The sequence below is a fragment of the Vibrio sp. 10N.286.48.C11 genome, from assembly GCF_041469805.1.
GTDB lineage: Bacteria > Pseudomonadota > Gammaproteobacteria > Enterobacterales > Vibrionaceae > Vibrio > Vibrio crassostreae_C.
This window is the reverse complement of the sequence record NZ_JBFRLK010000085.1, coordinates 45978-53995: the sequence shown is the minus strand read 5'-3', so window position 1 is coordinate 53995 and position 8018 is coordinate 45978. Positions and strand designations below refer to the sequence as shown.

General features: G+C 46.1%; 7 protein-coding genes. All 7 read right to left on the bottom strand.

Annotated elements, in window-relative coordinates; genetic code table 11:
• Nucleotides 1–80: 80 nt before the first annotated feature.
• The 7 genes from AB4209_RS19240 to AB4209_RS19210 all read right to left on the bottom strand — a co-directional run bounded on the left by AB4209_RS19240 (nt 81) and on the right by AB4209_RS19210 (nt 7802).
• Nucleotides 81–248 carry a hypothetical protein gene (locus AB4209_RS19240; protein WP_017068947.1) on the bottom strand — a complete coding sequence of 56 codons (168 nt, stop codon included), beginning with the start codon at nt 246–248 and terminating at the stop codon, nt 81–83.
• 165 nt (nt 249–413) lie between these two features.
• Nucleotides 414–1847 carry an o-succinylbenzoate--CoA ligase gene (menE, locus tag AB4209_RS19235; RefSeq protein WP_372056938.1) on the bottom strand — a complete coding sequence of 478 codons (1434 nt, stop codon included), beginning with the start codon at nt 1845–1847 and terminating at the stop codon, nt 414–416.
• A 64-nt stretch (nt 1848–1911) separates the two neighbouring features.
• Nucleotides 1912–2919, bottom strand: a complete 1008-nt coding sequence (gene menC, locus AB4209_RS19230; RefSeq protein ID WP_017060171.1) for an o-succinylbenzoate synthase — start codon at nt 2917–2919, stop codon at nt 1912–1914.
• A gap of 75 nt (nt 2920–2994) precedes the next feature.
• Nucleotides 2995–3861 carry a 1,4-dihydroxy-2-naphthoyl-CoA synthase gene (gene menB / locus AB4209_RS19225; protein ID WP_017064079.1) on the bottom strand — a complete coding sequence of 289 codons (867 nt, stop codon included), beginning with the start codon at nt 3859–3861 and terminating at the stop codon, nt 2995–2997.
• A gap of 105 nt (nt 3862–3966) precedes the next feature.
• Entirely contained in the window at nt 3967–4764 is a 798-nt protein-coding gene (gene menH, locus AB4209_RS19220) for a 2-succinyl-6-hydroxy-2,4-cyclohexadiene-1-carboxylate synthase (RefSeq protein WP_017065885.1), read from the bottom strand.
• 9 nt (nt 4765–4773) lie between these two features.
• Nucleotides 4774–6498, bottom strand: coding sequence for a 2-succinyl-5-enolpyruvyl-6-hydroxy-3-cyclohexene-1-carboxylic-acid synthase (gene menD, locus AB4209_RS19215; RefSeq protein WP_017065884.1), 1725 nt, complete (start codon nt 6496–6498; stop codon nt 4774–4776).
• Nucleotides 6495–7802 carry an isochorismate synthase MenF gene (locus tag AB4209_RS19210; RefSeq protein ID WP_017060167.1) on the bottom strand — a complete coding sequence of 436 codons (1308 nt, stop codon included), beginning with the start codon at nt 7800–7802 and terminating at the stop codon, nt 6495–6497. The genes menD and AB4209_RS19210 overlap by 4 nt, the downstream gene beginning before the upstream one ends.
• Between the last annotated feature and the right edge of the window lie 216 nt (nt 7803–8018).

The window sequence follows — 8018 nt, the reverse complement described above, 5'->3', positions numbered from 1 at the left end:
TCGGCGCACAAACAAAAAGGCAAAGCTCCAATGGGCTTTGCCTTTATCGTTTGTGGTAAGGGTATTCTTTGTTGTAACAATCACGAATCAAACAGGGGCTTATCACTCTTCTTGCTCTCTCTTTTCATTAAAACAAGTACCACAACCAACACAAATGCGGTGAGCTCAGCCAACGAACGAGTCAACCCCGATGAGATGATCGCTTGGCCTATCTGCAGTAAAACCGCAATGATGAGGGCAATTTTCATAATAAGACCTTATTCTATAATCCGTTATTTATAGGGCTTATTATGATGGATGGTTATAAAGATAATAAATTCTGTTTTGAACTATCTAATTGCTAAATTAACTAACCGCCTGACAGCTTAGTCACCTAACAACTTCGCAAATAACGTCGAGGTAAGCGCTTACCTTTAACTCCTATGCTGAGACAACCAAGATGCCAATCCAGCGCGTGAGACCTTAATACCATGTTGTTCCTGCTGAGGCATTCGATAATACTCAATAGGAAATTTGAACCGTTCAAGACGACCAGTTAACTGCTCGATAAACCACTCTTTGGTTGGCAACTCAGCACAATCGACAATCGCTGCAGGTCGAAATCCGAACTCATCATCTTCAATGGGAACAATAAAAGCCTGATTAACCTCAGACAATTGATTGAGTACTCGCTCAATTTCTTCGCAATGAATGTTCTCACCACCAGAAATAAACTGGTTGTCGGCACGGCCAATAATCGACACTTGTTCGCCAAGCCACTCACCAAGATCTTTGCTATCAAACCAACCGCTCTTATCAACTAATGGCGTTAAGTTACCTTGATAGTAATACCCGGACGCGAGCGTCTCGCCACCAATAAAGATACGTTGTTCTTCAATTTTTAGCTGGCGATGGTTAAGGACAAAACCGGCGGTGCTGCCGGCATCAACGAGCTTCGCGGTCACGGTTGAAGCCGCTTCAGTCATGCCGTATCCAAGCCATGTTTCGATGCCCATTTGTTGAGCTTCGAGCCCAAGTGCTTCTGGTATATGACTACCACCCAAAAGTACATGCGTTAAAGTAAGTGCTTGCTTACTCTTTAACAATCGATGTAGTTGAGTAGCGACCAATGAAGCATGACTGCATTCTTCTATATCGGTTTCAAGCTGACCTGTGCCTATTTTGATGCAACCACCAGCCGCCAACCAACGATGAACTATCGCCAGCCCCGACACATGGTACATAGGTAAACTCAGTAACCACGTGTCACCTTGTTGATAACGAAACACCTCAAGCAGCCCTGACGCAGAGCATAGGTGCTGCTCAAGTGTATGAACGACCGCTTTTGGGTTTCCGGTAGAACCTGAAGTGAATACGATGCTCGCTAGATTTTGCGGATTGAAATTGGATTCTTGAGGTGTCGTTATCTGTTCATCATCACCATCAAACTTCAGTTCACTTAGGCAAGGCAAGGTCACCAACTGAGTATTCAAATCGGCAGTCTCTGATTGCTCTATTCCGCTATTGCCCAAGAGCCAAAGGTAGCTCTGTTGATCTGCTTGATATAAGGAATCGAGCTTTTGCTTCAGGCGTAAACTAGGCTGAGGCATCGTAAACGCACAAACCACACCCAAATTGAGTGCGGCAAGATAAACAGGGATCACTTCAGCTTGATTCTTACCAACAATCGTCAGTACATCACCTTCAGATAGGCCTTGATAAGATAGCTGTTGTTGGTACTCACTAACCAACACAAACACTTGCTGCCAAGTATAAGTGCGGTGAGTGGTCACTAACGCTGGTTGAAGTGGGTTTTGCTGCGCCCACTTTACCCAGAGCGGGGGATGATTAGATTGTGGGCGCATCATATGATAACCAAAAATAGATTAAGAACTTGTTAAGCTAACTAAATAGCCATTCAAATAGCTCGGTCTAAGAAGACCAAATCAATTGTTGCTTTTCAAGCGTAGAGACAGGCAACTGACAGCCCGGCCAAGAAACCTCTAGCTGCTGCTTGAACAAGCCAATCGTATCCAACCCCGGCACTTCATTTGGCAAATATTGCTGCGCCAGACGAGCAATCTGAGTCAGACCTAGGCTCGACTCAATGCTTGAGCTCAATACAGGTTTCATTCCAAGCTTCTGTGCTCGCTCAATGATTGCCACGCAACGCTCGACAGAACCAATAAGAGTTGGCTTGATCACGACTGCTTTAACACCAGTAAGGTCGCTAAGATCAAATTCCGGGCTGCGCACCGCTTCTTGCAGTGTCTCGTCCCACGCAATCGCCACACCATGGTCAATGGCAAAGGCCAAACTGTCTTCTGGCTTTTGGCAAGGCTCTTCGATAAAGCTTATACGCTGGCGCATTGACGGCGAAATGTATTTAATGAATTGCTTCGCTTTCTCTGGCTTCCACGCACGGTTGGCATCAAGTCTTAGAGTCAAATCAGGGATCGACTCAAGGAATAAGCTAACCAACATGCCATCGCGAATCGCTTCGTAGAGGCCGACTTTCACTTTCGCGACCTTCTCGCCTACCATCTCATTCAATACAGGAATCAGTTCATCTGGATCGCCTGTACACAAAGGCGCCGCTTGGTAGTTACCTTGAGCGTTAAGATCGCCTCGCAATTCCATCATCGCCATTGAAAAGCCAAACGCGACAGAAGGATACAGCTCGTCGAAAGGCGTTTGAGGCTTATTGTGGCTCCAAAGCTCTAATTCATGTTGAAGCTGAATGCCAGCTTGTTCGGCATCTTCTTGGCTAAAACCGGGCAAAGGCGCAACTTCGCCAAAACCAGTTTTACCATCACACTCAAGTTGGATGATATAGCCAACACGTTCGTTCAACTTATTGTCACGAAGAACCACACCACTATCCATAGGTAATTGATAACGGTAAAGTTTAGCGTGACGCTGAGAATTCACTGAGTTCATAAAGTTTCCTAAAAAACGGGGAACATCAAAACAAAACGAGCCGCTATTAGCGACTCATTTTGAAGAGGAGAAAGACTATGGATTACGCGGGAACTTGTCGAAGTCCGGTCGACGTTTCTCGTTGAATGCGTTGCGGCCTTCTTGGCCTTCCTCTGTCATGTAGAACATCATGGTTGCGTTACCAGCCAACTCTTGTAAGCCTGCTTGACCATCACAGTCAGCGTTCAGTGCCGCTTTCAAGCAACGCAGTGCCATTGGGCTGTGTTGAAGCACTTCACGACACCAACGAACTGTCTCTTTTTCTAGGTCAGCAACAGGAACAACGGTGTTTACAAGGCCCATGTCCAGTGCTTCTTGTGCATCGTAGAAGCGGCACAAGAACCAGATTTCACGTGCTTTCTTTTGACCAACGATACGAGCCATGTAAGAAGCACCCCAACCGCCATCGAAAGAACCCACTTTAGGCCCCGTCTGACCGAACTGCGCGTTTTCAGCTGCAATAGTAAGGTCTGCCATCATGTGAAGTACATGACCGCCACCGACTGCCCAACCCGATACCGCTGCGATAACTGGTTTTGGACAAGTACGAATTTGACGTTGGAAATCAAGTACATTCAAGTGGTGCGTACCTGAGTCATCTTGGTAACCGCCGTAGTCACCACGGATACTTTGGTCACCACCAGAACAGAACGCCTTCTCACCAAGACCAGTCAAAATGATTACGCCAACTTTCTCGTCATAACGAGCATCAGCCAGTGCATTGATCATCTCTTTTACGGTTTGTGGACGGAACGCATTGTGCACTTGAGGGCGAGCAATCGTGATTTTCGCAATACCGTCATCAGACTTGTGGTATTGAATATCTTCATATTGACTGCTTTCATCGCGCCAGTTAACGGCTGCGTAAAGTTCTTCTTCTGTGATGCCTACTGTTTTAGCCATGATGATTCCCATTGTTCTATTAGAGAGCGCGACTAGCGTAGAGTCGCGACGGTGTTGCTCTGCTTTCTATAGCGCTTGATACGAGAGGTTCGCTCAGTCAGTTCATCAACGACTGGCGATACATTGGATGATCAGATTTGAAAACATCTCTGGTTGCTCAAAATGAACATTATGACCCGCGTAATCCACCTGACTATATTCAAAGCCACTATTCTCAGCTAGCTCCATGAATTTACGATCTTTTTCTCCACATACATAATGCAATAAATGCTCATGAGATTTCAATGTGGCACGTAAATCCGGTTGCTTAGCTAACGAAGTAGATAACAACATATTTGCTACGGATACTCCAAGGTTACCACTACGCTTTATGACCAAAGTTTGTCTTTGCTCATGATTTAGTGAAGAAAAGACGCTTTGTTGATACCAATCGTCTAAAACATCTTCAATCGACTGCTGTGCAAAGCGAACAGCCCATTGCGTATCGTGTACTAACCTTTGTGCTCTTTCTTCATCACATTCCAAGCCAAAGTTGCCACCTTCAATGATGACTTTCTCTAAGTTAAGAGTTTCGAAGCAAGGGCTTGTTACCCCATACATGGCAAGCCTTCCCCCCATAGAATACCCAATCACCACGATAGGATAATCGACAGGAAGATCGTTGAGAGCCAGCTGAGATGTGATGCACTGAACTATCTTGGTACAGCAATGATCAAAGCCTACAGGGTCGATAAACCGGCTTTGTCCGTGTCCGGGCAAATCTATGCAAAGACGAGGAAAGTCTTCGAGGAAGGGGTGGCATGCACTCCAATCATCCCCGCTTCCGAGTAAACCATGTAAAAAAACAAGCAAAGGTTTGTCAGAAGATTCTTGTACTGCTGGGTAATAATTGGAGTAAAGCATGTAAAGTCCTTAGGCTAATGCCTCGGTGAGCATTGAGCTGAATTGCTTCAGCAAAGTAGACGCTTGTTCGGGAGGCGTCTTAACTTCTACGAGCAAGGTACCCTGACCTTGTTCAAAATGTTGTTCGATGAGCGTTTGATAGCAATTCAAGGTTTCTGGCGCCGCATAACCAAGATGGAATTGCGCAGCAGCATGTTCAAAATTGAAACCATGAGGCATTTGATATAGAGACTGTTTTTGTTGCTCAGGAACCGGCAAAAAATCAAAGATTGCCCCACCATCGTTATTGGTAACCACAATAACCATTGGTGTTGTGCTGTGAGTAAGTAGCGCCAGCGAATTTAGGTCGTACAACAAAGAGGTGTCACCAATCAGCATCATCAAAGGATTCTGGTTGGCTTTTATCACTCCCGCAGCCGTCGCCACCAAGCCATCAATGCCCGATGCACCGCGGTTGCTGTAGACTTGAGTCGCAGAGATTGATGACAGCATATCCACCAGCCTTACCATCAAGCTATTTCCCACAAAAAGCTCTCTGCCCTTAAGTCTAGACGACAAGTCAACGGCAACGCTCAACTCTGTCAGTTGGTCGTTATTAGAGATTTGCGCCAACGCTAACTGCTGAACCGTATTCGCGACTTCCGCCAAAGATGCCGCCCAGCCAGCATGTTCTCCCAACAGCGTTGGTAGATGTTGCTCTGATAACCAATGTTCGATATCAGCGACAATATGAGTTTGAGGCAGATGATCTTGATTAATACGATGTGCATCTGGTGAAACAACGATGTACTGCGATGAACAAAATGTGGCAGCTTGTTCTTTTACCCATTGGTTAAGACGCTTAGATACGATGCGCTCACCAAACTGGATAATAAAATCACACTGACTAAGCTGTGCTTTGGCTGCGTCACTTTGCATCCATAAATCATAGTGTTTCCAGTCACTACTGACACCCGATTGAGGGTCACAGAATACTGGCCAGCCCAAAGCTGTCGCAAACTGCTTGGCTTTAATTGCGGCTTCATTCTCGATAGAACCAATAATCACTGCGCCTTTACGAGCGACATAATCACTTGCTGAGACAGGCTGAGCGATTAAATGACTGGGCAAATAAGTGTTCGAGTAAAGGCAGGTTGAAGCTCTCCAAGCTGCCACGCTCTTTGTATAATCCGCATACATCTCAGCACTACTCTTAGAATAGAGCGGCTCTGGGAACGGACAATTGATATGAATCGCACCGCCAACATTGCGTTGTTTCGCAAGCGCGCTATCAACCGATGTTAGAAGCCAATTCAATGAAATCTGTGTGGTTGGGCTTGGCAGGTTTAAAGCACTTTCTACATGGGAAGAAAAGATACCATGCTGCTGAATCGCTTGATTGGCACCACAGTCGACCAAGTCGATGGGCCTATCAGAGGTTAGCAAGATCAGCTTCTCTCGGGTCAGCCCAGATTCAGCCGTCGCAGGAAGCAAATTCGCCACAGCGGTTCCTGATGTCACAATCACCGCAACCGGTTTGTTGCTAGCCTTTGCTAAGCCTAAAGCTAAAAACCCAAGACCACGCTCATCAAAGTGCGTGTGTAAGGTTAACTTGGAGTTGGCTTCAGCTTCGAGAGTTAGCGGCGTTGAGCGAGAGCCCGGAGCAACACAAACATGTTCAACGCCATTGCGTGCAAGCTCTTCAAGTAACGTGTGACACCAAACTCTATTTAATACGGCTTGGTCGTGATTCATGACGCGACACCCAATGGAGGGTGATCTGAAATTAAGCTAAGCAGAGTAGACATCTTCTTGTTCAGCTCTTGCCATTCATGTTCGGCAACCGATCCCGGCACGATCCCCGCGCCAGCAAACAGTTGTACTTGATCGTTTACAATCAAGGCGCTTCGAATCGCCACGCAGAATTCCGCTCGCTGATGACTGATATAGCCTACAGAGCCTGCATACCAACCTCGTGCAAACGGTTCGTGTTCAAGAATGAAATCCATCGCCTCTTTACGAGGTAAACCCGCCACCGCAGCAGTTGGCTGTAAGGCAGCAAGCAACTGCACACCATTAACGCCATTGTTGAGCTGAGCATGGATATTGCGCTTCAAATGCTGCACCTTACGCAAGCGCACTAGACGCGCATCCTTTTCAACATGGACCGTTTGAGAATGAGGAGTGAGACGCTCAATGATGTCGTCGACCACATACTGGTTCTCATTGAGGTTTTTGCTGTCTTGAGAAAGCCAGTTGGCCAGTTCCATATCCTCAGTAGCGTTCTCTCCGCGACCAATGGTTCCAGCAAGCGCCTCGGTATCAAGCTCCATACCATGTCGGCTATATAAGCGCTCTGGTGTCGAGCCAATGAAACTGTGTTTAGAATCCAGCACCAACATAAAGTGGAAACTGTGGTGATTTTGCAGATAGCTGGCTTTAAGTAATTGAGCTGCGCAGATAGGCGCATCGAGTTGCAGTGTGGTTTTACGTGCTAAAACGACTTTTTTGTACTCTTCATCGCTAATGCCTTGCAGCACTTTATCGACAAGGTTGCCCCACTGCTCTCTTTCTGGAACGTGATTGATCTGTTCAATATGGGCAGACAAAGGCGCCAATATCGCGGCTTCTACAGAAAGCTTATTCAAAGCATTAATAGAAGAAACGCGATCAGGGGACAAATTAACCGCCAGCGACCAAGTATTGTCAAAGCGGATCAATTCAACCTGAGGAAGGAAGAAAAACGACTCCATGCAGCGACGGTTCTTTGCGGTGTGCCCATCAAACGAGCGTCCACCCCAGATTCGTTGGTCTTCACCAAGAATAGCGTACGCGGGTGCAGGATCTGAAAACGTATGTAACTGTCCGAGCGCAACAACCTCTTCACGAGTGTCGCGTGACTGCCAGTAGAACTTAGGAAAGAGCGGTTGAGCATGAAGCCATTCTATAAATGCAAACGATGGTTTTTGCGTTAGAACTTCAACACAACGAACTTCGCTTGCTTGGGCATTTTGTACTCGCTCAATCAAAGCGGAGATAGTTTGCTGGAAATGTGACAAATCGACCTCGTTCACATCTAAATTATTATTATATTAGTTTGATACTTTATGGGCAGTACCCACTTAGATCAAGAATGTACTATATCTTTTCAACATTCCTGTGATTTTAAGCGATCCCGCCCCTTTATTCATCTTAGCCAATAACCAAGAAAGCGATTAATTAAAATTTAGAAAAGAGTGACAACAAAAAGGCTAAACGTGACACTGAAATGCGAC

Bases quoted from the DNA above. Each gene is read 5' to 3' on its own strand.
- menE (WP_372056938.1), bottom strand. From the start codon at position 1,847: ATGATGCGCCCACAATCTAATCATCCCCCGCTCTGGGTAAAGTGGGCG.
- menC (WP_017060171.1), bottom strand. From the start codon at position 2,919: ATGAACTCAGTGAATTCTCAGCGTCACGCTAAACTTTACCGTTATCAA.
- menD (WP_017065884.1), bottom strand. From the start codon at position 6,498: ATGAATCACGACCAAGCCGTATTAAATAGAGTTTGGTGTCACACGTTA.
- menH (WP_017065885.1), bottom strand. From the start codon at position 4,764: ATGCTTTACTCCAATTATTACCCAGCAGTACAAGAATCTTCTGACAAA.
- AB4209_RS19240 (WP_017068947.1), bottom strand. From the start codon at position 248: ATGAAAATTGCCCTCATCATTGCGGTTTTACTGCAGATAGGCCAAGCG.
- menB (WP_017064079.1), bottom strand. From the start codon at position 3,861: ATGGCTAAAACAGTAGGCATCACAGAAGAAGAACTTTACGCAGCCGTT.